Raw genomic sequence first — 22811 nt, forward strand, 5'->3', positions numbered from 1 at the left:
CGCTGTCAGGTACCGGGCTGTTGGCTTGTGGACACTCCTCCGGCCGGTGGGGAGAGCTACATTCAGGCGGCCGAAATCGCATCAATGATCAAGGGGAGAGATCATGGTATATGTGAAGCTGGAGAGCGACTGGACCGACGGTGACGGCGTCGCCCACTCCGCGGGGGAGTCGGTCGACGTCGACGCGGCCACACTGGCCGTGCTCCAGGCCGAGGGGATCGTCAGCGAGCAGTCCGGCGACGGCAAGGACGGCACCGACTGGGCCGGGCCGACCGGCACCACCACCAGTTGGGCGGGACCGACCAGCACCACCCCGTGAGCCGGGGGCGGTGAGCCGACGCGGCCGGCGCAGGCAGCGCCCGGCCGCGTCGCGCGGTCAGCGGTCGTTCATCCCGGCCCGGCGGCGCAGCGCCGACACGTCGGTGACGACGATCCGGCGACCCTCGGTCCGCAGCCAGCCCCGGCTGGCGAAGGAGCCGATCGCCTGGTTGACGCTCTGCCGGGAGCCGCCGGCCATCTCGGCGAGCTGACTCTGGTTGAGCTCGATGGTGATCATCGGGGCCTGGCTCTCGCCGGCCAGCCGGACCAGGGTCTTGGCCACCCGGCCGGGCAGGTCCAGGAAGACATGGTCGGCGTTCTGCTCGGTCAGCCGGCGGATCAGCCCGCCCAGCGAGCGCATCACCGCGTCCAGGATGCGCGGGTTGGAGTGCACCAGCTCCATGAAGGCGGGCCGGGACAGGGCCAGCGCGGCGCTGTCCTCGATCGCCTCCGCGGACGCCGAGCGGGTGGAGGCGTCCAGCAGCGAGACCTCGCCGAGCACGTCCGGCGGTCGGATCACCGACAGCACCGCCCGTTCGCCGGTCGGCGCGGTGCGGAACACCGCCACCGCCCCCCGGCGCAGCACGATCAGCGACTCGCCCGGGTCGTTCTCCACGAAGAGCAGCTGGCCCTTGCGGTACGTGCGCGGCACCGCCGCGGCGATCACCCGCTGCCGCACCTCCGGCTCCAGCCCGGCGAACATCTCCACGCCCGTGAGGGCGTCACCCGGCTCCGGCAGGCGCATCTCCACGGCCCAACCCCTCCCCGGTCAAGGACCACAACTCGCTCACCGGGTGAACCTGACGGCCCCTGAAGAGGTGAACTGACACCGGTTCGGCGTCCGGTAGCGGTACACATCAGATCATGACGGTCCAGTCGCTTGCTGTACACCCCTCAAATCGTCTGCGTGACGCCGCCGGACGGGGTCGAGGTGCCGGCTGAGGTGCGGTTTTGCCCCCGTCGCAAGGGTGGGGAGCCGGTCGGGATCGGACCCGGGCGGCGGACGCCGCCGGGCGTACGCGAGGATTGACGCGATGGTCTACCGCTATTTCTACGACTGCGAATTCATCGAGGACGGCCGCATCGTCGACCTCGTGTCGATCGGTGTCGTCGACGAGTACGGCCGTGAGTTCTATGCGGTCTCCACCCAGTTCGACGACTCCCGCGCCGTGCCCTGGGTGCGCCGCAACGTGCTCGACAAGCTGCCGTCCCCGGCCGACCGCGCCTGGCGCTCGCGCGAGCGCATCCGCGACGACCTCTACGACTTCCTGCTGGAGCCGGTCCGCGACCGTCCGGGCGAGCAGCTCGAACTCTGGGCCTGGTACGCCGCGTACGACCACGTGGTGCTGGCCCAGCTCTGGGGGGCGATGCCGGCGCTGCCCCGGGAGATCCCCCGGTTCACCAAGGAGCTGCGCCAGCTCTGGGACGACCGGGGCCGGCCGAAGCTGCCCGACGCCGACGCCGACCGGCACGACGCCCTGGTCGACGCCCGGCACAACCTGGCGCGCTGGCGGGCGATGACCGGCCGGTGAGGCGATGCGGGTTTGACCCGTTCTGTCCTGGGCACCGGTTCGACGAGCCGATGCGAGGGAGTTCACGATGAGCAGTGACCCGACCAGCGCCGCCGAGGCCCGCCGCCGCGTGACCGAGCTGATCCGACAGGCTCGGATCTGCATGCTGACCACCATCGGCGTCGACGGTCGGATGGTGAGCCGGCCGATGGCGTTGCAGGAGGCGGAGTTCGACGGCGACCTCTGGTTCTTCGCCTACGCGGACTCGCCGAAGGTGCGCCAGATCCGGGTCAACCCGGAGGTGAACGTCGCCTTCTCCGACCAGCGGCACGACGCCTGGGTGTCGGTCTCCGGCACCGCCCAGGAGAGCTACGACCGGGCGAAGGCCGAGCAGCTGTGGAACCCGCTGCTGAAGACCTGGTTCCCGGACGGCCTGGACACCCCCGGCCTGACGCTGATCAAGGTGCACGCCAACTCCGCCGAGTACTGGGACTCGCCCGGCGGCGCGGTGGTCAACCTGCTCGGGTTCGCCAAGGCGGCGGTGACCGGCAGGCCACCGAAGGCGGGCGAGAACCACGAGGTCAGCTACTGACCGGTAGGTCGGTTCGGCGGATGGAACGGGGCCGGGGCGCGGTGTCGGCGGACCCCCGCGCCGACTACAGTGCGCACTGACGGCCCGCCCCGGGCCGGCAACGGCGCCGATGGTCTGATCTGACGCATATCCTGGGGCTTATCCGGGCTTCACCTGATGCTCCAGGAGGATGAGCAGATCATGCGTATCGGCGTGCTCACCGGCGGCGGCGACTGCCCAGGTCTCAACGCGGTAATCCGGGCGGTGGTCCGCAAGGGCGTCGCCACCTACAGTCACGAGTTCGTGGGCTTCAAGGACGGCTGGAAGGGCCCGCTGGAGGGCCTGTCCAAGCCGCTGGGCATCGCGGAGGTCCGCGGCATCCTGCCGCGCGGCGGCACCATCCTCGGCTCGTCCCGGACCAACCCGTTCAAGATCGAGAACGGCGTGGAACGGATCAAGGAGAACCTTGCCGCGCAGGGCGTGGACGCGCTGATCGCGATCGGCGGCGAGGACACCCTCGGGGTCGCCACCAAGCTGCACGAGCTGGGCGTCAACGTGGTCGGCGTGCCGAAGACGATCGACAACGACCTCGGCGCCACCGACTACACCTTCGGCTTCGACACCGCGGTCAACATCGCGATGGAGGCGATCGACCGCCTGCACACCACCGCGGAGAGCCACCACCGCACCCTGGTCGTCGAGGTGATGGGCCGGCACGCCGGCTGGATCGCCCTGCACGCCGGCCTGGCCGGTGGCGCCAACGTGATCCTGCTGCCGGAGCGGCAGTTCGACGTCGAGCAGGTCGCCGGCTACGTCGAGAAGCGCTTCCAGCACCAGTACGCCCCGATCGTGGTGGTCGCCGAGGGCGCGCAGCCGCTGGAGGGCCAGATGGTCCTGCACAACCAGGAGCTGGACTCGTTCGGCCACGTCCGCCTCGGCGGCATCGGCCAGTGGCTCGCCGAGCAGCTGGAGGCGAAGACCGGCAAGGAGGCCCGCACTGTCGTGCTGGGCCACATCCAGCGCGGCGGCACCCCGACCGCCTTCGACCGGGTGCTCGCCACCCGGCTCGGCCTCCAGGCGATCGACGCGGCGCACGAGGGCGACTGGGGCAAGATGGTCGCGATGCAGAGCACCGACATCGTCCGGGTGCCGCTGGCCGACGCCACGGCTGAGCTGAAGACCGTGCCGCTGGAGCGGTACGCCGAGGCCGAGGTCTTCTTCGGCAGCTGATCGCCCGGTGCCGGTGGCGTGGCGGAACACCCGCCGCGCCGCCGGCCACCGTGACGGAAGGGGTACCACAGCGATGGCACCGGGCAGGCACACGGTCGCCGTGATCGGCGCCGGCAAGATCGGCGAGCTGATGCTCTCCGGGCTGCTGCGCTCCGGCTGGCCGGTGGAGCGGCTGCTGGCCACCGCCCGGCGTCCGGCGCGCGCCGAGGAGCTGACCGCCCGGTACGGCGTACGGGTGGTCGACAACCTCACCGCGGTCGAGGAGGCGGCGGTGCTGGCGATCTCGGTCAAGCCGCAGGACGCGGCGACCCTGCTGGACGAGATCGGCCCCAAGGTTCCGCCGGACAAGCTGGTCATCTCGCTCTGCGCCGGCCTGCCCACCGGCTTCTTCGCCCGCCGGCTGCCCGAGGGCACCCCGGTGGTCCGGGTGATGACCAACACGCCGGCCCTGGTCGACCAGGCGATGACCGCCATCTCGGCCGGCGCGCACGCCACCGGCGCGCATTTGGAGCTGGCCGAGGAGATGTTCACTCCGCTCGGCGCCACCATCCGGGTGCCCGAGTCCCAGCAGGACGCGGTCACCGCGCTCTCCGGCTCCGGTCCCGCGTACTTCTACCTGCTGGTCGAGGCCATGATCGACGCGGGCATCCTGCTCGGCCTGCCCCGGCAGGTGGCGCACGAGCTGATCGTGCAGACCGCGATCGGCTCGGCGGTGATGCTGCGCGACTCCGGGGAGCACCCGGTGAAGCTGCGCGAGGCGGTCACCTCACCGGCCGGCACCACCATCTCCGCCATCCGTGAACTGGAGAACCACGGCGTCCGCGCGGCCATGCTGGCCGCCCTGGAGGCGGCCCGCGACCGGGCCCGCGAGCTGGCCGCCCAGGCCGACTGAGCCCGCCGGCGGGCGGGCCGGGGCACCTCGTCCCGGAGCGCTCCGGGCGCGGGCTGGGCCGCTCGACGGCGTCCCGGTGGCCCATACTTGCCGGGTGTTCACTCTCGCCCAGGCCCGGCACCTGGTGGCCACCCTGCGCCCCCGCGTCGACGAGCTGATCCGGCTCCGTGCCGACCTCGCCGAACTCCGCGCCGACCTGGCGGCCTCGGGGGTCTCGGCCCTCGGCGGCCGGGCCGAGGTGAAGGGGCTGGAGGCCCGGCTGCACGCCGTGCTGGAGGAGCTGAACGGACACGACATCCAGGTCAAGGGCATCGCCCCGGTGCTGCTGGACTTCCCCGGCGAACGCGACGGCCGGCCGGTGCTGTGGTGCTGGCTGGAGGGGGACACCGACGTGCGCTGGTACCACCGCGCCGAGTGCGGCTTCGCCGGCCGTCGACCGGTCTGACGCACCGCCGGCCGCCGGTCTGACGCATCGCCGGCCGCCGAGCGGTCTGCCGCTCAGTCGGCCGCCGAGCGGGGGAGCGGGTCGGCCGGCGGCGCGGCGACCGCGAAGACCACCACGTTGTCCCGGTAGTGGCCGGAGCGCCGGTCGAAGTCACCGCCGCAGGTGACCAGACGCAGCTCCGGGCCGGGGGTGGGGCCGTACACGGTGGCGGTGGGGAAGGCGTCCTTGCGGGTGCGCAGCGACCCGGTGACCCGGAAGGCCAGCCGTTGCCCGCCGCGCCAGACCTCGATCCGGTCGCCCGCGCGCAGCTCACCGAGGCGGGCGAAGACGGCCGGCCCCCGGCGGGAGTCGAGGTGGCCGGCGATCACCGCCGGCCCCGGGTCGCCCGGCGCGGGGCCGCCGCCGTACCAGCCGGCCCGGTCGTAGTCGGCGGGCGGGACCAGCTGGCCGGCCGCGTCCAGCCCGAGCACCGCGAGGTCGGCGTCGACGCCGATCCGCGCGACGCGTACCCGGGTGGGGGGACCGTGCGGCGCGGGCAGCGGGGCGGCGGTCGTCGCGCAACCGTCGACGCAGCCCGGCCGCCAGCTCGCCGGCGGCACCGGCGCGGCCTCGCCGGCCAGCCCGACGCCGGTGCCGGCGGCGAGGCAGACCGCCGCGCCGGCCGCGACCAGCGCGGCCAGCGGCGCCCGGCGGTCGCGGTGCCGCCGGATCGCGAAGCCGGGCCGGCTGGTCACCAGACCGGTCGCCGCCGGCGCCGCACCAGCAGCGCCGCCCCGACCACCACGGCCGCCGCGAGCAGGGCGCCGGCCACCATCGGGTACGCCCCGAGCCCCCGCCCGGCCAGCCCACCGGCTCCCGCCGCCACCCCGCCGGCCGGGGTGACCGCCCCGCCCCGGGCGTCCTCGCGCAGCTCGGTGACGAGCCCACCGCGCCGGCCGTCCAGCACCAGCAGCGAGTAGACCCGGCCGCCGCTGAGGGTGACCTCGGCGTCCGTGGTCGGGCCGTTGTCCCCGCCCAGCCGCAGCCGCCAGCGTCCCGGATCGATCTCGCGGTAGTCGGTGGTGGTGGCGAAGCGGACGGCGTCGGCGATGGCCGGCCCGTCGGTCGCCGCGACGTCGATCACCGGCGCCCGGACCGACGCCTGCACGACGCGGACCTTGGCCTGCCCGGGGGTCGGGGCGCTGAGATCGTCGGCGAGCACCCGCAGGCCGAGGTCGGCGTGCCGGCCCACCCCGGCGACCGTGTACGCCGCGCCGGCCTCGACGGCCACCTCGGTGGTGAGCACCGGTGGTTGGCTGGCCGGGGCGCCCGCCTCGCGCATCGCCACCGCGTACCGGCCGGCGGGCAGGGGCAGGTACGCGGAGACCACCCCGTAGCCGACGGCGGGGAAGACCCGGGGCTCGGCAACGCCCGGCGCGGAGAGGTAGACGTCCACGGCGGGGGTGTCGGGGGAGAGGTGCGCCAGGCGCACGTACCCGACGTCCTGGCCGGCGGCGGCCCGGGCGGGTGGGGTGGCGGCGGCGGTCAGCGCGGCGCCGAGCAGCAGCGCCCCGGCGGCGGCGACCAGCCGGCGGGGCGCGGTACGGAGCTGGGGCATACGTCGCCTCCGAGGCGTGTCAGGGGACCGGTCATAGAGTCTCGTTCAAGGGACTGCCGCGCAACTCCCGACGCGCGTGTCGTGGCCGTTCCCGACCAGCGGAATCACCTGCGACACCCGGCCGCCGGGGTGCGGTACCGTCCGGTCATGATCAAGGTGCGGCGGGCCGGACCCGGTGACGCGGCGGAGATCGTCCGGCTGCGCGGGGTGATGCTGGCGTCGATGGACGGGGCGGAGCCGCCGCCCGGGCCGTGGCAGCCGGCCGCCCGCGAGGTGCTGCGCGAGCGGCTCGCCGACCCGGTGGACCTGATGGCCGTCTTCGTGGTGGACGCTCCCGACCGGCCCGGCGTGCTCGCCGCCTGCGCGACCGGCACCATCGAGCGTCGCCTGGGCGGGCCGGGCAACCCCAGTGGACTGACCGGCTACGTCTTCAACGTGGTCACCGATCCGGGGTACCGGCGGCGCGGCTACTCGCGGGCCTGCATGACGGGCCTGCTCGACTGGTACCGGGACCGCGGCGTGCTGAAGATCGACCTGCGGGCGTCGGTGGCCGGCGAGGCGCTCTACCGCTCGCTCGGCTTCCGGGACACCCCCGGCCCCACCCTGCGCCTGAGCCTGCCCGCGTCCTGAGGAGTCGCCGTGTTCGCCCTGCCGTTGACCGGTTCCGCCGAGCTGCGCCCGCTGTCGCCCTGGTGCGCGGAGGAGTTCCTGGCCCACCTCGACCGGGCCCGGGAGCACATCGCGCCCTGGGTCGGCGCGTCCTTCGTGGCCACCGACCTCGACTCGGCCCGGACCGTGCTGCGTCGCTACGCCGACCTGTGGGCGCGCGACGCCGGTGGCATCTGGGGGATCTGGGACGGCGGCGTCCTGGTCGGCGGGGTGATGTTCGTGTCGTTCGACGCGGCGCTCGGCGTCTGTGAGGCGGGCTGCTGGCTGGAGCCGGCGGCCGAGGGTCGGGGGCTGGTCACCCGCGCGGTGGGCCGGATCGTCGACTGGGCGGTGGGCGAGCGGGGCATCCAGCGGGTGGAGTGGCGCACCAACGCCACCAACACGCGCAGCATCGCCGTGGCCCGGCGGCTCGGCATGCGCCGGGACGGCACGCTGCGGCAGCTCTACCCGGGCCCGGCGGGCCGGATCGACATCGAGGTCTGGTCGGTGCTCGCCGCCGAGTGGCGCTCGCCGGCCTGACGCCGGCCCGTCCAGCGCCCGACCCCGGGTGGCTGGGGCTGCTCCGGGTGCGGCCCCGGACGGCCGGGACGGGGGCCGGCCCGCAGCGGTGGCGGTGCCGGACCGGCACCGCCACCGGGTGGAGCGTCGCCGCTCAGCTGTCGGCGTAGCGGCGGGCGGCGGCGAGCGCGGCCCGGACCTGCTCCGCGTTCCTCGGCGCGGGCCGCTCCCAGTCGGCCGGGTCGGCCGAGTAGAGGCCGGCGTACGCGGCGGTGTCCCGCTGGAACCGCCAGCCCTCGGCCAGCGGCCCGACGTCGACGGCGTCGTACCCGAGCGAGTCGAGGAACGCGGTCACCGCGGCCTTGGCGCCGGCGTCGTCGCCGGCGATCGGCAGCGCGCTGCGTTCGGCGGCCCCGGCCGGGCGGGCCAGGGCGTGCAGGTGCGCGAAGTAGATGTTGTTGAAGGCCTTGACCACGCGGGACTCCGGCAGGTGCGCCTGGAGCAGCTCACTGGTGGTGGTCGACTCGTCGTCCAGCTCCGGGAAGTGCCCGTCCCGCTCCGGGTAGTAGTTGTTGGTGTCGATGACCGTCTTGCCGGCCAGCGGCGCGGCGGGCACCTCGCGGTAGGCCCGCAGCGGAATGGTGACCACGACCAGGTCGCCCGCCGCGGCGGACTCGGCCGGCGTGGCCGCTCGGGCCCGTGGGCCCAGCTCCGCCACCAGGTCCTTCAGCGTCTCCGGTCCGCGCGAGTTGCTGAGCACCACGTCGTGACCGGCGGCCACCGCCAGCCGGGCCACGGTGCCACCGATGTTGCCGCTGCCGATCAGTCCCACAGTTGTCATGTCCGTTGCCAACTCCGGTGTGGACGTCGGCATTCCCCACCGCCGTGCTTGGTTATTCGGCCGGCGGCGCGCACGGATCCTCCCGTGGAGGAATCCTTCATCATCGATCGCATCACTGGCAATGGTTTGTATCGCTAAGTATCTATCTGCACCTGCCGCGCAATCGGTGATCTTCCGACCCGCACCGATCAATTGATATCTATCTCACACCACCACTTCCCACCCCCAGGAGTGCGACGTGCGGAGATCCCGTTTCATGACCCTCGCCCTGAGCCTCGCCGCGTCCCTCGGCGTCACGCTCGGCATCGCGGTGCCCGCCCAGGCATCCCCCAGCGACCAGTACATCGCCCTCGGCGACTCGTACGCCTCCGGCGTCGGCGCCGGGAACTACACCGCCGAGAGCGGTTCCTGCCAGCGCAGCACCAGCGCGTACCCGGCGCTGTACAACACCAACATCAAGCCCGCCGCGTACCGCTCGGTGGCCTGCTCCGGGGCGACCACCACCAGCGTGACCAACACCCAGCTCTCCGCGCTGTCGGCGAGCACCACGCTGGTCAGCGTCACCGTCGGCGGCAACGACGTCGGCTTCTCCAGCATCATGACCACCTGCGTGCTGCAGGGTGAGACGCAGTGCGTGGCCGCGGTGCAGGCCGCCGAGGACAAGGCCCGGGCGCAGCTGGCCGGCCTGCTGGCCACCGTCTACAACGGCATCCGCAGCCGGGCCCCGTCCGCCCGGGTGGTGGTCGTCGGCTACCCGGTCTTCTACCAGCTCGGCACGCTCTGCGTCGGGCTCAGCGCCACCTCCCGCGCGAAGATCAACGAAGGCATCAACCTGGTCGACGACATCACCCGCAGCGCTGCGGCCACCGCCGGCTTCACCTTCGCCGACGTCCGATCGATCTTCGTCGGGCACCAGCTGTGCAGCTACGGGGAGAAGTGGCTGCACGCGTTGAACTACACCAACATCGGCATCTCGTACCACCCGACGGCGGCCGGTCAGTCCGGCGGCTACTACCCGGTGTTCCGCTCGGCGGCCGGCTGACCCGCCACCGCCGCCCCCGGCGGCGCCGCGCCGCCCACCGACCGGTGGGCGGCGCGGTCGCGCCTTCGTCCGGGGTGGACGACGCCGCGCCCCGGCCCGCGCCGGCCGGGGCTGCCGGGCGGCGGCTCAGGCCGGCAGGACCTTCTCGATGCTGGCGCGCAGCTCGGCGGAGTCCGGGGTGACGGTCGGGGCGAGCCGGGCCGCGACCGTGCCGTCCGGCGCGACGAGGAACTTCTCGAAGTTCCACCGCACGTCCCCGGTGTGCCCCTCGGCGTCGGGGGTGCCGACCAGTTCCGCGTAGAGCGGGTGCCGCGCCGGGCCGTTGACGTCGACCTTCTCGGTCAGCGGGAAGGTGACCCCGTAGTTGACCTGGCAGAAGTCGCCGATCTCGTCGGCCGTGCCCGGCTCCTGCCCGGCGAACTGGTTGCACGGCACCCCGAGCACGACCAGGCCCCGGTCGGCGTACGTGGTGTAGAGCTCCTGGAGGCCGGCGTACTGCGGGGTGAGGCCGCAGCGGGAGGCCACGTTCACCACCAGCAGCGCCCGGCCCCGGTACGCGGCCAGGTCGGCCGGGCCGCCGGCCAGGGCGTCTATCTCGATGTCGAAGACGGTCATGTCGCGAGGCTACGCGCCCCGGCCGGCGCGCCGCCGCGACCCGTGGGAAATCGATAAATGCACATCTTGACGAAGTGATGACAGCGTGAGTAGCGTCTCCCCATCTTCTGGAAAGTTTCCTAACTGTTGGAGGAGGTGCCACATGAAGAGATCGCTCCGTCGCGCCCTCTGGGCCGGCGCCGTGGTCGCGCTGACCGTCGCCGCGGTGCCGGTGACCTCGGCGTTCGGCGCCGGTAGCGTGACCGCCACGTTCGCCAAGGTGCAGGACTGGGGGACCGGCCACGAGACCCGCGTGACCGTCGCCAACGGCTCCAGCGTCAGCGTCGACACCTGGCGCATCGAGTTCGACCTGCCGTCGGGCACCACCATCAGCAGCTTCTGGGACGCCGACGTCACCAGCAGCGGCACCCACTACGTCGCGGTCAAGAAGAGCTGGGCCGGCCCGCTCGCCCCCGGCGCCAGCTTCAGCTGGGGCTACAACGGCACCGGGGCGTACAAGGCGCCGCTGAACTGCACCGTCAACGGCGCGCCGTGCGGCGGGGGCACCCCGACCACCTCGCCGACCGCCTCGCCCACGGTCTCGCCGACCGCGTCGCCGACCGCGTCGCCCACTGCCTCGCCCACCACCTCGCCGACGGTGTCGCCGACCGCGCCCCCGCCGACCGGGGACAAGAAGGTCGTCGGCTACTTCGCCGAGTGGGGCGTCTACGGCCGCAACTACCACGTCAAGAACATCCACACCAGCGGGTCCGCGGCCAAGCTGACCCACGTCCTGTACGCCTTCGGCAACACCACCGGCGGGCGCTGCACCATCGGTGACAGCTACGCCGACTACGACAAGGCGTACACCGCGGCCGACAGTGTGGACGGTGTCGCGGACACCTGGGACCAGCCGCTGCGCGGCAGCTTCAACCAGCTGCGCAAGCTCAAGAAGATGTACCCGCACCTGAGGGTGATCTGGTCCTTCGGCGGGTGGACCTGGTCGGGTGGCTTCACCCAGGCCGCGCAGAACCCCGCCGCCTTCGCCGACAGCTGCTACAACCTCGTCGAGGACCCGCGCTGGGCCGACGTCTTCGACGGCATCGACGTCGACTGGGAGTACCCCAACGCCTGCGGCCTGCAGTGCGACAGCAGCGGACCGAACGCCTTCAAGAACGTGGTCGGCGCCCTGCGGTCGAAGTTCGGCTCCAGCGCGCTGGTCACCGCCGCCATCACCGCGGACGGCAGCACCGGCGGCAAGATCGACGCCACCGACTACGCCGGCGCGGCGTCGTCGCTGAACTGGCTCATGCCGATGACGTACGACTACTTCGGCGCCTTCAACCCGCAGGGCCCCACCGCCCCGCACTCGCCGCTCACCTCGTACACCGGCATCCCGCAGCAGGGCTTCTGGTCCGACGCCGCGATCCAGAAGCTCAAGGCCAAGGGCATCCCGGCCAGCAAGCTGCTGCTCGGCATCGGCTTCTACGGCCGGGGCTGGACCGGGGTCACCCAGACCGCTCCGGGCGGCACCGCCACCGGCCCCGCCCCGGGCACCTACGAGCAGGGCATCGATGACTACAAGGTCCTCAAGAACACCTGCCCGGCCACCGGCACCATCGCCGGCACGGCGTACGCCAAGTGCGGCAGCAACTGGTGGAGCTACGACACCCCGTCCACCATCGGCGGCAAGATGACCTACGCGAAGAACCAGGGCCTCGGTGGCGCCTTCTTCTGGGAGCTCTCCGGTGACACCGGCAACGGCGAGCTGATCGGCGCCATCAAGGGCGGTCTCGGCTGAGCCGAGCGCCGACGCACCACCCACACGGCGGGGAGGGACACCACGGTCCCTCCCCGCCCGCGTGCGCTCACCGCCGGGCGGCCCACTCCCGGTGCTCGCGCGGGGACACGCCGTACCGGGCACGGAACGCCCGGCTGAAGTGGGCCCGGTCGCGGAACCCGCAGCGCGCGGCCACCTCGTGCACGGACAGGCCGCCCAGCCGGGAATCGGCCAGGTCGCGCCGGCAGCTCTCCAGGCGGCGGGCGCGGATCAGGCCGGCCACCGTGGTGCCGGTGCCCTCGAAGAGCCGGTGCAGCGACCGCAGCGACAGGTGGTGCGCCGCGGCCACCGCGGCCGGGGTCAGCTCCGGGTCGGCCAGGTGCCGCTGCACGAACGCCTCGATCCGGGTACGCAGCCCGGTGACCCGGACGTCCATCGGCAGGGCGTGTTCGTCGTCGAGCCGGCCGGCCAGGGTGCCGGCGATCAGCGCCAGGGCGACCTGGTCGAGGTGGGCGGCGTCGGTCGGCGCGTACTGCTCGGGGTGGTCGGCGACCTGACGCAAGAAGCGGGCCAGCAGCAGTCCCATCCCGCTGCCGGCGGGCAGCTCGGCGGCGAGCAGTTCCTCGATCCGGTGCGCCGGGAGCGGCAGCGCCGCGTGGGGCACCAGCGCGGTCAGCGTGCGCAGCGGGCCGGCGGCCGTCCCGTCGGTCCGGTGCGACGACCCGTGCGGGCGGACGGTGTCGACGAAGGCGAAGCCGGACGGGGCGAGCGGCGACTGCCGCCGCTGCTGCGACACCGCGCCGTGCCCGGACAGCGGCAGGGCGAGCTGGTACAGCTCCGGATCCGTGCTGCGGATCATCCGACGCGTCCGGTGCAGCTCCAGCGACGGGTACCGCCACACGCCGAGCCGGACCACGCCCAGGTCGACCACCCGCGCCGAGGCGGTGAAGTCGGCGGCGTGGTCGCTGCTGATCCGGGCCGGCACCGACTCCCGGGCGACCAGGTCCTGCCAGAAGTCGAACCGCTCGGCCGGTGGCAGCCACCCGGTGTCGACCGACGCCACGGAAAGGATGGGCGGTCACCTCCTGCCACGGCGACGCGCCCGGGCGCGTCGACCACCGCAGACTAACCAGGGTCCGCCGGGGTGCGCGAGGCGACGGTGCCCCGGCAGGCGCTCCGGCCCCGCCGCAACTCCCGGCCCGGTCGATGTGACAGACTCGCCGCTCGGCATCTCTCGATGTCCGCAGCGAGGGGAGGAACCATGCGCCCGAGGAACCGCGCCGCCGGCGTCGCCGCGCTGGCACTGCTGCCGCTGTCCCTGCTCGGCTGCGGGATCGGCGGCGACGACGACGCGGGCGACGGTCCCGCGATCGGACGCGCCCCCGCCGAGGAGGCCGCCACCAAGTCCCGCGAGCGGGTGCAGGCCTACCTCGACGCGATGGCCGCCAAGGACGTCGCGGCCGGCCGGAGCCAGCTCTGCGCGCCGATGCAGCAGGCCTTCGACGCGGCGGCAACCGGCCCGAACGGCGACTTCGCCGACCACTTCGAGGTGCCCAAGGCGGCCATCACCGACGTGCGCTCCGGCCCGCGTGGGCAGGAGGTCAGCGCCTCGGTGACCGTTTCGGTCGGCGCCCGGGACGTGGCCCGGCCGCTGCTGTTCACGGTCACCCGCAGCGGCGCCGACTGGTGCATCTCCGGCGAAGCGCCCGGCGGGCACACCCCGGAGCCGTCGGTCACTCCCTGACCTCCCATCTGCCGGAACCGTCACCCTCGACGGCGGGTCACCGCGACCGTCGCCGTACGCTTTCCCTCATGCGCCATGAGTGGCATCAGCTGAGCTACCCCGCCGTGAGCAGCCCCGGGCTGCAGACCAGCCGACCCACCGTCGACTCCGCCGAGGACGCGGCCCTCGGCCTGGACCGCTGGCGGGACCTGCCCCGGGAACAGACCCCGCCCTGGCCCGACCCGGCGCAGGTGGCCGAGGTCTGCAAGGTGCTCGACGTCGTACCGTCGGTGGTCGCGCCCTACGAGGTCGACCGGCTCCGGCAGCGCCTCGCGCTGGTCTGCGAGGGCAAGGCGTTCCTCCTCCAGGGCGGCGACTGCGCCGAGACCTTCGCCGACAACACCGAGAGTCACCTGCTGGCCAACGCCCGCACCCTGCTCCAGATGGCGATCGTGCTGACCTACGGCGCCTCGCTGCCGGTGGTCAAGGTCGCCCGGGTCGCCGGCCAGTACACCAAGCCCCGGTCCCTGCCGACCGACGCCCGTGGGCTGCCCGCGTACCGCGGCGACATGATCAACGCGCTGGAGGCCACGCCGGAGGCGCGGATCGCCGACCCGCAGCGCATGATCCGGGCGTACGCGAACTCGGCGGCCGCGATGAACATGCTCCGCGCGTACCTGGCCGGCGGGCTGGCCGACCTGCACGCCGTGCACGACTGGAACAAGGGTTTCGTCAAGAACTCCCCGGCCGGCGAGCGCTACGAGGCGATCGCCCGGGAGATCGACCGGGCGCTGGCCTTCATCCGCGCCTGCGGGATGACCGAGGACGAGGCGCTGCGCACCGTCACCCTCTACTGCTCCCACGAGGCCCTGGCCCTGGAGTACGACCGGGCGCTCACCCGGGTCTCCGACCGCCGGGCGTACGGGCTGTCCGGGCACTTCCTGTGGATCGGCGAGCGGACCCGGCAGCTCGACGGGGCGCACATCGACTTCATCTCCCGGATCGCCAACCCGATCGGCGTCAAGCTCGGCCCGACGACCACGCCGGACGAGGCCATCGAGCTCTGCGAGAAGCTCAACCCGGACAACGTCCCCGGCCGGCTCACCCTGATCAGCCGGATGGGCAACCACAAGGTCCGCGACGCGCTGCCGCCGATCGTGGCCAAGGTGACCGCCGCCGGCGCCAAGGTCGTCTGGCAGTGCGACCCGATGCACGGCAACACCCACGAGTCGTCCAACGGCTACAAGACCCGACACTTCGACCGGATCGTCGACGAGGTGCTCGGCTACTTCGAGGTGCACCGCGGCCTGGAGACCCACCCGGGCGGCCTGCACGTGGAGCTGACCGGCGAGGACGTCACCGAGTGCCTCGGCGGCGCCCAGGGCATCGAGGACCTCGACCTGCCCGATCGGTACGAAACCGCCTGCGACCCGCGACTGAACACCCAGCAGTCGCTGGAGCTGGCCTTCCTGGTGGCGGAGATGCTGCGTGGCTGACGCGAGGAGTGAGCTTGCGAGCCCCGCCGTCGGCAGCCGAAAGGATGATTGTGGCTGAGAGTTTCATCGACCTGCGGTCCGACACGGTGACCCGGCCCACCGCCGGGATGCGGGAGGCGATGGCCACCGCCGAGGTCGGCGACGACGTCTACGGCGAGGACCCGACGGTCGCCGCGCTGGAGGCCGAGGTCGCCGCGCTCTTCGGGCACGAGGCGGCGCTGTTCGCCCCGACCGGCTCGATGGCCAACCAGATCGCCCTCCAGCTCGTCGTGCCCCCCGGTGACGAGCTGCTCTGCGACGCCGACGCGCACGTCGTCACGTACGAGATCGGCGCCGCCGCCGCGTACGGCGGGATCTCCTCGCGGACCTGGCCGGCGGTCGGCGCGGACATCGACCCGGACGTGGTCGCCGGCATGGTGCGGCCCGACGGTTACTTCGCGGTCCCCACCCGGGCGATCGCCGTCGAGCAGACCCACAACCGGGGCGGCGGCGGGGTGATCCCGCTGACCACCCTGCGCGAGCTGCGCCGGGTCGCCGACGACCACGGGCTCGCGCTGCACTGCGACGGGGCCCGGATCTGGCACGCGCACGTCGCCGACGGGGTGCCGCTGGCCGAGTACGGCGCGCTCTTCGACACGCTCTCGGTCTGCCTGTCGAAGGGCCTCGGCGCCCCGATCGGCTCGCTGGTGCTCGGCAGCGCCGAGAAGATCGACCGGGCCCGGTTCATCCGCAAGCGGATGGGCGGCGGCATGCGCCAGGTCGGCGTCCTCGCCGCCGCCGGCCGGTACGCGCTGGCCCACCACGTCACCCGGCTCGCCGAGGACCACGCCAAGGCCGCCCGGCTGGCCGAGGCGGTCGCCCCGTTCGGGGTGCTCGCCGCGCCGGTCCGGACCAACCTGGTCCCGCTGGACCTGACCAAGCACCCGCTGGACGCGAAGGCCCTGGCCGCCGCCGCCCGCGCCGAGGGCCTGCTGGTCTCGGTGCTCGGCCCGCGCACCGCCCGCCTGGTCACCCACATGGACGTCGACGACGCCGGGATCGACCGCGCGGTGGAGATCCTCACCCGCCTGCTGCGCGCCTGACCCACCTGGCGCACCCGAGCCCCGCGCCCACCCGGCCGGGGCTCGGCTGCGCCTGCCCGCCCACGCTGCCCGTGCCCGCCCGCGCTGCCCGTGCCCGCCCGCGCTGCCCGTGCCCGCCCGCGCTGCCCGTGCCCGCCCGCCACGGTGATCAAGAGGTTTGCGTCAGGATCCGGGCCGGAACTGACGCAAACTTCTTGATCAACCGGTCGGTCCAGCCGGGTCGGGCCCGACCGGGTCGAGTCGGGCCGGTGGGGTTGAGCCGAGCGGGCCCCGCGGGGCGGGACCGGCGGCCTGCGCGCGGGTGGGTCAGGGGTGGAGGCGTTTGAGGGTGGCGATGTCGGCGGCGTGGCCCTCGTGCTTCTCGGTGGGGGTCTCCACCAACACGGGGACGCCGGCGGTGGCCGGGTGGGCCATCAGCTCGGCGAACGCGGGCTCACCGATACTGCCCTTGCCGATGTTCTCGTGCCGGTCCCGGGTGGAACCGCACAGGTCCTTGGAGTCGTTGGCGTGCACCAGCCGCAGCCGGTCCGCCCCGACGGTCGCCACCAGGGCGTCCAGCGTCGCCGTCATGCCGCCCTCGGCGGCCAGGTCGTGCCCGGCCGCCCACGCGTGGCAGGTGTCGAAGCAGACGCCGAGCCCGGGGTGCCGGTCCACCGCGTCCAGGTAGGGACCCAGCTGCTCCACCCGCGAGGCCAGCGAGCGACCCCCGCCCGCGCTCGGCTCGACCAGCAGCATCGGCCCGCCCGCGGCCGCAGCCTCGTCCAGCAACGGCAGCAGCGTCTCGCGGACCTGTCGCATGGCGGCCTCGGCGTGCCCCGCGTCGACCGCGCTGCCCGCGTGGAACACCACGCCCCGGGCACCGATCGCCCGGCCGCGGCGCAGCGCGTGCGCCAGGGTCTCCGCCGACCGCTGCACCGTCGCCGCCGTCGGGGAGCCGAGGTTCACCAGCAGCGAGGCGTGGATGAAGACCGGGACACCCCGCTCGGCGCAGCCGTCCCGGAAGAGCATGTCCTGGGCCGGGTCGCCGGCCGGCAGCGCCCAGCCGCGCGAGTTGGAGACGTAGACCTGCACCACCTCGGAGCCGGCCGCGTCGACGTACGGCAGGGCCGCCCGGGCCAGTCCGCCCGAGGTGGGGGTGTGTGAGCCGACGGGTCGCATGGTCACAGGCACCCGATGGTGACCGGCGTGGCCGGCGGCACCGGTGAGTTCTCGGGCGGGTTCTGGAACCGGACGATCCCGTTCGGGTTGAACTGCACGGTCACCGGGAAGCCCTGGCTCTCCAGCTGCTGCTTGGCCTGCGGGCACGGCAGGTCGACCACCCGGGGCATGATCACCTGGGCCGGACCCTTGCTGACCTCCAGCCGGACCTGGGCGCCCTTCTCGACCCCGGCGCCGTTGGCCGGGCTCTGCCCGAGGATCTCGTCCTTCGGCTTGTCCGAGTCCTTGTACGTCTCGACCGGCACCAGGCCGAGCTGGGCCAGCGTAGCCCGCGCCTCGTTGACGTTCTTGCCGAGCAGGTTCGGCACCGAGATCGGCGCCCGGCCCTTGCTCAGGATGAGGGTGATCTTCGTGCCCGGCTTCACCTCGGCGCCGACCTTCGGGTTGGTCTCCAGCACCACCCCGGCCGGCAGATTGTCGTCGTAGCGGGGGGCGCCCTTGGCCACCAGCAGCTTCGCGCTGGTCAGGTCCGCCTCGGCCAGCTCGAACTCCTTGCCCACCACGTCCGGCACCGGGAACCGCTCCGGGCCCAGCGACAGGGTGAGCGTGATGGTGCCACCCTTGAGGATCTTGGCGGCCGAGACCGGATCCTGCGCCACGACGCTGTCCCGGGGGGTCTTCTCGTCGTAGCGGGGCTCGGCGTAGGCCAGGGTGAAGCCGGCCCGGTCCGCCTGCGCCTGCGCCTCGGCCTTGCTCAGGCTCACCAGCTCCGGGGCGACCGTGTAGCGACCCACCCCGACCCACCAGCCGCCGAGCGCGGCGAGCAGGCCGAGCGCCAGCACCGCGGCGGCGACCGAGAGCCGGCCGCGCTGGCTGCCCATCAGGCGGGTGCGCAGCGCGGCGAACCGGGCCCCGAGGTCCGACTCCGGGGCGGCCCGACGGCGGTGCGGCCGCTGTTGGGCCCCCTCGGGCAGGCGCGCCCAGGCCGGCCGCTGGGCCGGGTGGACCGCCGCCACGACCATGGTCGGCTGGGCCACCGCCGAGGTCTCGTCGCCCACCTGGCGCAGCACGGCGGTGTGCGTGTTCGGATTGCCCAGGTCGTCCCGGGCCACCTGCACCTCGGCCAGCAGGGCGCCGGCGTCGGTCGGGCGGGCGCCGGGGTCGCGCCGGGTGGCCCGCGCGACCAGGTCGTCGAGCACCTTGGGCAGCGCGGGTACCAGGGTCGACGGGGCCGGAACGTCCCGGTCGACGTGCTGCCAGGCGACGTCCACCGGCCGGTCCCCGTCGTACGGGACCCGCCCGGTGAGCATCTCGAACAGCACGATTCCGGCGGAGTAGACGTCGGTGCGGGGGTCGGCGTGCCCGTCGGTGACCAGCTCCGGCGCCACGTACGCGACGGTCGCCATGAGCTGGTTGCCGCTCTCCTCCTCGGCGCTGGCCTCGACCGCGCGGGCCAGGCCGAAGTCGGCGACCTTCACCACGCTGTCGACGAGGTTCGCCACGCCGCCGGTGGGCGCCTCGGCGACCAGTACGTTCTCCGGCTTCACGTCCCGGTGGACCAACCCGGCCCGGTGCGCGGCGGCGATCGCGGCGAGCATCTGCTCCATGATCGCCAACGCCTCGTCCGGGTTGAGCCGGCGCCGCTCGGCCAGCACGTCGCGCAGGGTGCGGCCGCGGACGTACTCCATCACCAGGTACGGCAGCCCGCCGTGGGTGCCCTGGTCGTAGACCGCCACCACGTTGGGGTGGGTCAGCCGGGCGATCGTCTTCGCCTCGTCGGTGAACCGCGCCATGAACCCGGCCGCCCGACCGCGGGCCTCCGGTGCCTGGGTCGGATGAATGATCTTGACCGCCACGGTGCGCTCCAGGCGCTCGTCGGTGGCGGTGTACACGGTCGCCATCCCGCCGCGCGCGACGCGCCCGCGAATGCGGTAACGCCCGTCGAGCAGCGAGCCCAGCAACGTGTCGGCGACCTGTGTGTCCATCGGCAGGCAGTCTATGTGTCCGGAGGGTGAAGGTTGAACAGGATGCTACAGCCGGGACACGATCCGGTCCGTCCCGCCGTGCTGTCGCAGGCCACCCGGGGTGCCGCTGCGCCCGGGCCGGGGCGACGTGGCAGGGTGGTCGGGTGACCGATTCCGTACCCGCCGACCAGGCTTCCGGCGCCGCTCTCGCCGGCCCGTCCGACCCGGCCGCCTGGCTGACCCTGCCCGACGTGGCCGAGCGCCTCGAGCTGCCGATCAGCAAGGTCCACCAGATGATCCGCGACCGGGAGCTGATCGCCGTCCGCCGCGACGGTGTCCGCCGGATTCCCGTCGACCTGGTGGCGAACAAGACGGTGCTCAAGCACCTGCCCGGCGTGCTGAACCTGCTGGCCGACGCCGGCTACGACGACGAGGCCGCCCTGCGCTGGCTCTACGAGCCCGACGACACCCTCTCCGGCGGCACCGCCGCGGCCACCCTCGGCGGCGACCACGCCCGCGAGGTCAAACGCCGCGCCCAAGCCCTCGGCTTCTGACCCCTCCCCGGCTCCCTCGCCCCGTTGACCATGAAGTTGTTGCCCCCGACGCGCCGGTGTCGGTGGCAATAACTTCATGATCAACTTTGCTGGGGCGGGAGGGGGCGGGGGGCGGGGGTGGGGTTAGTCGGCGCGGCGGGTGGCGGCGATGGCGAGATCGACCAGGGCCTGGCGGGCCTCGGTGTCGAGGTCGACGGTGGTCAGCGCGGCCAGCGCGGCGTCGGTGAGGGTGACGATCCGCTGCTCGGTGCGGGCCAGCGCGCCGCTGGCGCTGATCAGGTCCCGCAGCCGCGCCACCCCGGCCTCGTCCAGCCCCGGATCGCCCAGCTGGCCGAGCAGCAGCTCGCGACCGGCGTCGTCGGTCGCCTCCACGGCCGCCGCCACCAGGTAGGTGCGCTTGCCCTCGCGCAGGTCGTCGCCGGCCGGCTTGCCCGTCTGCGCCGGGTCACCGAAGACCCCCAGCACGTCGTCGCGGAGCTGGAACGCCTCGCCCAGCGGCAGCCCGTACGCCGAGTAGGCCGCCCGGACGTCCGCCGACGCCTCGGCCAGCGCGGCGCCGAGCAGCAGCGGCCGCTCGACCGTGTACTTGGCCGACTTGTACCGGGCCACCTTCCCGGCCCGCTCCAGCGAGGTGTCCCCGGTGACCTGGGTCAGCACGTCCAGGTACTGCCCGACGGTGACCTCGGTGCGCATCTCGTCGAAGACCGGCCGGGCCCGGGCCACCGTCCGCGGCTCCAGGCCGGCGGAGTGCAGCAGCTCGTCCGACCAGACCAGGCAGAGGTCGCCGAGGAGGATCGCCGCGGCGTCGCCGAACCCGTCCGGATCGCCGCCCCAGCCGGCCGCCCGGTGCCGGGCGGCGAACCGCCGGTGCACCGCCGGCTCGCCGCGACGGGTGTCGGAGCGGTCCATCAGGTCGTCGTGGATCAAGGCGCTGGCCTGCACGAACTCCAACGCCGCCAGCGCGGTCACCACGTGGTCGGAGTCGACCCCGCCGGCGCCCCGGTACCCCCAGTAGCCGAACGCCGGGCGCAGCCGCTTGCCGCCGCCCAGCACGAACGCCTCGATCGCCTCGGCGACGGGCACCAGCGCGTCGTCGACGCCGGTCATCCAGGTGCGCTGGTTGGCCAGGAACTCGGCCAGGGCCTTGTCGACGCGCTGACGCAGACCGGCGCGGTCGACGGGGGAGACGGGAGCAGCGTGGGTCACGTACCGACGCTAGCCGGTCGGGGTTGGCCGCGTCCCCCCACCGGCCCGGCGCGTCGCGCCCGCCGCGCCCGACGGGCCGCCCCGCCGCCCCGGCGCGGGCGGTCGGGAGGGGGCGGTGACCGGGCCACGGGGCAGAAAGCCGCGGGCGTCGGCGAGCAGCGCGGCGTAGCGGCGTACCGCCGGCTCGGTGCGGTGCGCGGCCAGCCGCCGCTCCAGCTCGACCAGCGGGGTCGCGGCCCGCGCCGACCCGGCGCGGACCGCGTCCAGCAGCGCGGCCCCGGCCACCGCGCAGGCCTGCTCCACCTCGCCGAGCTGGAGCAGGCCGCGGGCCAGCCAGCCGCCGTAGACCGCCGCCCGGCGGGGCCGGCCACCGCGCCGGGCCGCGCGCAGCAGCGGCAGCGCCGGCCGGGGTCGGCCGAGCGCGACCAGGGCTCGGCCCGTCATCGCCGCCAGCTCGGTGTCGTCGAGCCAGTAGAGCCAGGCCGGCTCGGCGCCCGGCTCGACCGCGCCGGCCGTCTGCCGCGCCGCGTCCAGGGCCTGCCGGGCGGCCCGGGCCCGCCCGCCCAGCGCGGCCGCCAGCGCCACCCGGTGCAGCAGCAGCGCCCGCAGCCCCGGACCGGCCGACCGCCGGGCCCCCGCGTACGCGGTGCGGGCCAGCAGCAGCGCGCCCTCCGGGTCGCCGGCCCCGGCCAGCAGATGGCTGGCCGACCCGAGCACGTGCCCGGCGAGCGCCGGGTCACCGGCCGCCGCGGCGGCCCGCAGGCCGAGCCGGTAGGCGTCCAGCCCGACGGTGGGATGGCCGGCGTCGGCGTGCAGCCACCCGGCGAGCTGGGCCGTCTCGGCCAGCACCGGCAGCAGCCGTCGCCGCTCGGCCGGACCCGCCCCGGCCAGCGCCCGAACCGCCCGCCGCAGCCGGTACGCCCCGGCCGGGGCCAGGTCGGCGCCGCCGGTGAGATCGTCGAGCCGGCGCAGCTCGGCCAGCTCGCCGGGCCCGGCCGGCCCGCCCGGGTCGGACCCGCCGGGTGCGCCCACCGGGGCGGACCGGTGCGCCGCCGGCGCGACCAGCAGCGGAGCGTGCGGGTCGGCCACCCAGCGTTGGGCCAGCGCGAGCAGGGCCGACCGGGATCGGGACCCGCCCGCCCCCACCGGGCCGTGGTGCCGGCTGCGCCCGGCGGCCTCGACCAGCAGCGCGGCCGGCGCGTCGAGCACGAGGGCGAGCCGGCGCAGCCAGCGGTCGCCCGGCACCCGGGCCTGGCGCTCCCAGCGGGAGATCTCGTGCCGGGTCACGGTGGCCGCGCCGGCGGCGGCGCAGAGCTCGGCGGCGAGCCGCTGCTGACTCCAGCCGCGGGCCAGCCGTAGCTGGGCGATCAGCGGCCCGAGCAGGCGCGGGTCGGGCGGGGTCATCGGTCCTCCGGTCGGGCGTCGGCGCGGCGACGCCGGCCGCCCCGCGGGACGGGACCGGCGCGCCGTCGGTCGGTGCTGACCCCCGCGCGTGCCCCCGGGCGCCGGCCCCGACCGGCGCCACCCGCGCTGGCTCCTGTCTACCCCGGGGGTACGACGTCGCGTCGGACCCGTCGTGCGTCGCCGCGCCGAGCGGTCCGCCGGTGTTCGGCGACGGCCGTCGATGCCGCAATGGGAAG

General features: G+C 74.3%; 24 protein-coding genes. 14 read left to right on the forward strand and 10 right to left on the reverse strand.

The annotated features are described in order from the left end of the window. The first annotated feature begins 103 nt into the window (after positions 1-103). Positions 104-319, forward strand: a complete 216-nt coding sequence (locus tag GA0074696_RS11370) for a hypothetical protein (protein WP_088961071.1) — start codon at positions 104-106, stop codon at positions 317-319. Positions 320-376: 57 nt separating this feature from the next. On the opposite strand, the gene GA0074696_RS11375 is transcribed toward GA0074696_RS11370, so the two are convergent. After that, positions 377-1069 (reverse strand): Crp/Fnr family transcriptional regulator, encoded by a 693-nt coding sequence (locus GA0074696_RS11375; RefSeq protein ID WP_088961072.1) that lies wholly within the window; start codon positions 1067-1069, stop codon positions 377-379. 283 nt (positions 1070-1352) lie between these two features. Here GA0074696_RS11375 and GA0074696_RS11380 point away from each other — a divergent pair, with 283 nt between their 5' ends. The 5 genes from GA0074696_RS11380 to GA0074696_RS11400 all read left to right on the forward strand — a co-directional run bounded on the left by GA0074696_RS11380 (position 1353) and on the right by GA0074696_RS11400 (position 4967). Beyond that, entirely contained in the window at positions 1353-1850 is a 498-nt protein-coding gene (locus GA0074696_RS11380) for a polyadenylate-specific 3'-exoribonuclease AS (protein ID WP_088961073.1), read from the forward strand. Positions 1851-1917: 67 nt separating this feature from the next. Further along, positions 1918-2421, forward strand: a complete 504-nt coding sequence (locus GA0074696_RS11385; protein WP_088961074.1) for a pyridoxamine 5'-phosphate oxidase family protein — start codon at positions 1918-1920, stop codon at positions 2419-2421. A 180-nt stretch (positions 2422-2601) separates the two neighbouring features. Next, positions 2602-3630: a 6-phosphofructokinase gene (locus GA0074696_RS11390; RefSeq protein WP_088961075.1), complete on the forward strand. Its 1029-nt coding sequence runs from the start codon at positions 2602-2604 to the stop codon at positions 3628-3630. 73 nt (positions 3631-3703) lie between these two features. Beyond that, on the forward strand, positions 3704-4522 hold the full coding sequence (proC, locus tag GA0074696_RS11395; protein WP_088961076.1) for a pyrroline-5-carboxylate reductase: 819 nt from the start codon (positions 3704-3706) through the stop codon (positions 4520-4522). Positions 4523-4616: 94 nt separating this feature from the next. Further along, positions 4617-4967 carry a DUF2203 domain-containing protein gene (locus tag GA0074696_RS11400; RefSeq protein ID WP_088961077.1) on the forward strand — a complete coding sequence of 117 codons (351 nt, stop codon included), beginning with the start codon at positions 4617-4619 and terminating at the stop codon, positions 4965-4967. A 53-nt stretch (positions 4968-5020) separates the two neighbouring features. Here GA0074696_RS11400 and GA0074696_RS11405 read toward each other — a convergent pair whose 3' ends face one another. Next, entirely contained in the window at positions 5021-5701 is a 681-nt protein-coding gene (locus GA0074696_RS11405) for a class F sortase (RefSeq protein ID WP_231925334.1), read from the reverse strand. Next, on the reverse strand, positions 5698-6564 hold the full coding sequence (locus tag GA0074696_RS11410) for a DUF4397 domain-containing protein (RefSeq protein ID WP_088961078.1): 867 nt from the start codon (positions 6562-6564) through the stop codon (positions 5698-5700). The genes GA0074696_RS11405 and GA0074696_RS11410 overlap by 4 nt, the downstream gene beginning before the upstream one ends. A gap of 147 nt (positions 6565-6711) precedes the next feature. On the opposite strand from GA0074696_RS11410, the gene GA0074696_RS11415 reads away from it, so the two are divergent. Further along, a complete protein-coding gene (locus GA0074696_RS11415; RefSeq protein WP_088964502.1) occupies positions 6712-7194 on the forward strand; it encodes a GNAT family N-acetyltransferase in 483 nt (160 codons plus the stop codon). A gap of 9 nt (positions 7195-7203) precedes the next feature. Continuing rightward, a complete protein-coding gene (locus GA0074696_RS11420; RefSeq protein ID WP_088961079.1) occupies positions 7204-7752 on the forward strand; it encodes a GNAT family N-acetyltransferase in 549 nt (182 codons plus the stop codon). A 133-nt stretch (positions 7753-7885) separates the two neighbouring features. On the opposite strand, the gene GA0074696_RS11425 is transcribed toward GA0074696_RS11420, so the two are convergent. Continuing rightward, the gene (locus GA0074696_RS11425; protein WP_088961080.1) at positions 7886-8572 is read right to left on the reverse strand and encodes an NADPH-dependent F420 reductase; all 687 of its coding nucleotides are present in this window, start codon (positions 8570-8572) and stop codon (positions 7886-7888) included. 238 nt (positions 8573-8810) lie between these two features. Between GA0074696_RS11425 and GA0074696_RS11430 the strand changes: the two genes are divergently transcribed. Then, positions 8811-9614: an SGNH/GDSL hydrolase family protein gene (locus tag GA0074696_RS11430; protein WP_088961081.1), complete on the forward strand. Its 804-nt coding sequence runs from the start codon at positions 8811-8813 to the stop codon at positions 9612-9614. Between the two features lie 126 nt (positions 9615-9740). Here GA0074696_RS11430 and GA0074696_RS11435 read toward each other — a convergent pair whose 3' ends face one another. Beyond that, positions 9741-10229, reverse strand: coding sequence for a glutathione peroxidase (locus tag GA0074696_RS11435; RefSeq protein ID WP_088961082.1), 489 nt, complete (start codon positions 10227-10229; stop codon positions 9741-9743). 142 nt (positions 10230-10371) lie between these two features. Here GA0074696_RS11435 and GA0074696_RS11440 point away from each other — a divergent pair, with 142 nt between their 5' ends. Further along, a complete protein-coding gene (locus GA0074696_RS11440; RefSeq protein WP_088961083.1) occupies positions 10372-12009 on the forward strand; it encodes a glycosyl hydrolase family 18 protein in 1638 nt (545 codons plus the stop codon). A 67-nt stretch (positions 12010-12076) separates the two neighbouring features. Here the strand turns inward: GA0074696_RS11440 and GA0074696_RS11445 are convergent, their stop codons facing one another. Beyond that, complete coding sequence (locus GA0074696_RS11445; RefSeq protein WP_088961084.1) at positions 12077-13051, reverse strand: AraC-like ligand-binding domain-containing protein; 975 nt, start codon at positions 13049-13051, stop codon at positions 12077-12079. Positions 13052-13249: 198 nt separating this feature from the next. On the opposite strand from GA0074696_RS11445, the gene GA0074696_RS11450 reads away from it, so the two are divergent. From GA0074696_RS11450 to GA0074696_RS11460, 3 genes are all read left to right on the forward strand, one after another. Beyond that, a complete protein-coding gene (locus tag GA0074696_RS11450) occupies positions 13250-13732 on the forward strand; it encodes a hypothetical protein (protein WP_088961085.1) in 483 nt (160 codons plus the stop codon). 68 nt (positions 13733-13800) lie between these two features. Then, entirely contained in the window at positions 13801-15207 is a 1407-nt protein-coding gene (locus GA0074696_RS11455) for a class II 3-deoxy-7-phosphoheptulonate synthase (RefSeq protein WP_088961086.1), read from the forward strand. Positions 15208-15251: 44 nt separating this feature from the next. Further along, positions 15252-16289 (forward strand): threonine aldolase family protein, encoded by a 1038-nt coding sequence (locus GA0074696_RS11460; RefSeq protein WP_088961087.1) that lies wholly within the window; start codon positions 15252-15254, stop codon positions 16287-16289. A gap of 306 nt (positions 16290-16595) precedes the next feature. Here GA0074696_RS11460 and GA0074696_RS11465 read toward each other — a convergent pair whose 3' ends face one another. Both GA0074696_RS11465 and pknB read right to left on the reverse strand, forming a co-directional pair. Next, the gene (locus GA0074696_RS11465; RefSeq protein WP_088961088.1) at positions 16596-17447 is read right to left on the reverse strand and encodes a deoxyribonuclease IV; all 852 of its coding nucleotides are present in this window, start codon (positions 17445-17447) and stop codon (positions 16596-16598) included. Positions 17448-17449: 2 nt separating this feature from the next. Next, positions 17450-19432: a Stk1 family PASTA domain-containing Ser/Thr kinase gene (gene pknB, locus GA0074696_RS11470; RefSeq protein ID WP_088961089.1), complete on the reverse strand. Its 1983-nt coding sequence runs from the start codon at positions 19430-19432 to the stop codon at positions 17450-17452. Positions 19433-19575: 143 nt separating this feature from the next. Here pknB and GA0074696_RS11475 point away from each other — a divergent pair, with 143 nt between their 5' ends. Further along, the gene (locus GA0074696_RS11475; protein ID WP_088961090.1) at positions 19576-19965 is read left to right on the forward strand and encodes an Rv2175c family DNA-binding protein; all 390 of its coding nucleotides are present in this window, start codon (positions 19576-19578) and stop codon (positions 19963-19965) included. A 123-nt stretch (positions 19966-20088) separates the two neighbouring features. Here the strand turns inward: GA0074696_RS11475 and GA0074696_RS11480 are convergent, their stop codons facing one another. Continuing rightward, a complete protein-coding gene (locus GA0074696_RS11480) occupies positions 20089-21171 on the reverse strand; it encodes a polyprenyl synthetase family protein (protein ID WP_088961091.1) in 1083 nt (360 codons plus the stop codon). A gap of 9 nt (positions 21172-21180) precedes the next feature. Beyond that, entirely contained in the window at positions 21181-22575 is a 1395-nt protein-coding gene (locus GA0074696_RS11485) for a helix-turn-helix domain-containing protein (RefSeq protein WP_197700829.1), read from the reverse strand. Positions 22576-22811: the final 236 nt, after the last annotated feature.

The organism is Micromonospora purpureochromogenes (assembly GCF_900091515.1).
GTDB classification, from domain to species: domain Bacteria; phylum Actinomycetota; class Actinomycetes; order Mycobacteriales; family Micromonosporaceae; genus Micromonospora; species Micromonospora purpureochromogenes.

Coding starts and splice junctions, on each gene's coding strand:
- GA0074696_RS11370 (WP_088961071.1), top strand. CDS start 104: ATGGTATATGTGAAGCTGGAGAGCGACTGGACCGACGGTGACGGCGTC.
- GA0074696_RS11380 (WP_088961073.1), top strand. CDS start 1,353: ATGGTCTACCGCTATTTCTACGACTGCGAATTCATCGAGGACGGCCGC.
- GA0074696_RS11385 (WP_088961074.1), top strand. CDS start 1,918: ATGAGCAGTGACCCGACCAGCGCCGCCGAGGCCCGCCGCCGCGTGACC.
- GA0074696_RS11390 (WP_088961075.1), top strand. CDS start 2,602: ATGCGTATCGGCGTGCTCACCGGCGGCGGCGACTGCCCAGGTCTCAAC.
- proC (WP_088961076.1), top strand. CDS start 3,704: ATGGCACCGGGCAGGCACACGGTCGCCGTGATCGGCGCCGGCAAGATC.
- GA0074696_RS11410 (WP_088961078.1), bottom strand. CDS start 6,564: ATGCCCCAGCTCCGTACCGCGCCCCGCCGGCTGGTCGCCGCCGCCGGG.
- GA0074696_RS11415 (WP_088964502.1), top strand. CDS start 6,712: ATGATCAAGGTGCGGCGGGCCGGACCCGGTGACGCGGCGGAGATCGTC.
- GA0074696_RS11425 (WP_088961080.1), bottom strand. CDS start 8,572: ATGACAACTGTGGGACTGATCGGCAGCGGCAACATCGGTGGCACCGTG.
- GA0074696_RS11435 (WP_088961082.1), bottom strand. CDS start 10,229: ATGACCGTCTTCGACATCGAGATAGACGCCCTGGCCGGCGGCCCGGCC.
- GA0074696_RS11440 (WP_088961083.1), top strand. CDS start 10,372: ATGAAGAGATCGCTCCGTCGCGCCCTCTGGGCCGGCGCCGTGGTCGCG.
- GA0074696_RS11450 (WP_088961085.1), top strand. CDS start 13,250: ATGCGCCCGAGGAACCGCGCCGCCGGCGTCGCCGCGCTGGCACTGCTG.
- GA0074696_RS11455 (WP_088961086.1), top strand. CDS start 13,801: ATGCGCCATGAGTGGCATCAGCTGAGCTACCCCGCCGTGAGCAGCCCC.
- GA0074696_RS11460 (WP_088961087.1), top strand. CDS start 15,252: ATGATTGTGGCTGAGAGTTTCATCGACCTGCGGTCCGACACGGTGACC.
- GA0074696_RS11465 (WP_088961088.1), bottom strand. CDS start 17,447: ATGCGACCCGTCGGCTCACACACCCCCACCTCGGGCGGACTGGCCCGG.
- pknB (WP_088961089.1), bottom strand. CDS start 19,432: ATGGACACACAGGTCGCCGACACGTTGCTGGGCTCGCTGCTCGACGGG.
- GA0074696_RS11485 (WP_197700829.1), bottom strand. CDS start 22,575: ATGACCCCGCCCGACCCGCGCCTGCTCGGGCCGCTGATCGCCCAGCTA.